The 1,176-nt window shown below is 64.5% G+C and carries 1 protein-coding gene; it reads right to left on the bottom strand.

The window, feature by feature from the left end; all coding sequences use genetic code 11:
• On the bottom strand, positions 1 to 1,175 hold a 1,175-nt coding region (locus tag I6A60_RS41065), incomplete at its 3' end, for an amidohydrolase family protein (RefSeq protein WP_203055893.1).
• Between the last annotated feature and the right edge of the window lies 1 nt (position 1,176).

Here is a 1,176-nt window from a genome sequence, read left to right as displayed (position 1 = left end):
GGGTAGCCCATGAGGGTGGCGAGGTTGGCGCCCATGAACTTCGCGACGCGCGCCTCGTCGTTGTAGGCGAGCAGGTCGTCTGCGTACTTCGCCGGTTCGGCGAGGCCCTCCGGGTGTGGGAAGTCCGAGCCGAACAGGACGTGGTCCTCGCCGAGGAGCTCGGCCAGGTCGGCGTAGTTCTCCTCCCAGAACGGGGAAATGTAGATCGCGCGGCGGACGGCCTCGATCGGGTTCTCCGGGAAGTCCTGCGGCATCTTCTTCCACAGGTCCTTCAACGACTTCAAAAGCGGCGCGACCCAGCTCGCCCCGTTCTCCACGAACGCGACCTTCAGATCCGGGAACCGGGTGAGCGCGCCGTGGCAGACCAGGGCCGCCACCGAGTCCTCGACCGGGCGCCAGCCCGACAGCATCCGGAACGCCTGCGGCTGGAACGGCAGGAACTCGCTGTTGCTACCCATCCAGTCGTTCGTGTACCGCTCGTACCCGGAGTCCGACGAGTGCATCGCCACCACCAGGTTGTTCTCGACGATCTTCTGCCACACCGGGTCGAACTCCGGGAACCCGAACGAGCGCGACCCCTCAAAGCCAGGCACCGGCGCCGGGCGGATCAACACGACCTTCGCGCCGCGCTCGATCACCCAGTCGAGCTCCTCCAACGCCTTCTCCACGATCGGCAACGTGATCACCGGCGTCGTGAAGATCCGATCCGCGTAGTTGAACTGCCACGTCTCATACAACCACTCGTTCAACGAGTGCACGACCGCGTGGATCGCCCGCGGGTCATCCCGCAACCGCTCCTCGACGAGGCTCGCCAGCGTCGGGAACATCAACGTCCGCTCCACGCCCTGCTCGTCCAACAGCTCCAGACGCGCCGCCGGCTCACGGAACGCCGGGATCGACCGCATCGGCTCACCAAAGATCTCCCGACGGCTCTTACCGTCCGGGTTGCCCTTCCGGTAGTACTCCTCCTGCGCACCCGGCCGCGCCACCACATCGAACGTCGGGTTCGGAATGTAGTTCGAGATCTGACCCCGAACCACGATCTTCGTCCGACCCTTCACCTCGATGTAATCGATGAGGCCCTTGTACCTGTCAGGCAGATGCCTCGTCAGAGCGTCACGCGTCTCGTACAGATGGTTGTCAGCGTCGAACACAGGAAACCTGGGACTGGTCATA

Origin of the sequence: Frankia sp. AgB1.9 (genome assembly GCF_016786355.1) — a bacterium.
Classification (GTDB): domain Bacteria; phylum Actinomycetota; class Actinomycetes; order Frankiales; family Frankiaceae; genus Pseudofrankia.
This window is presented reverse-complemented; position numbering and strand designations above follow the sequence as displayed.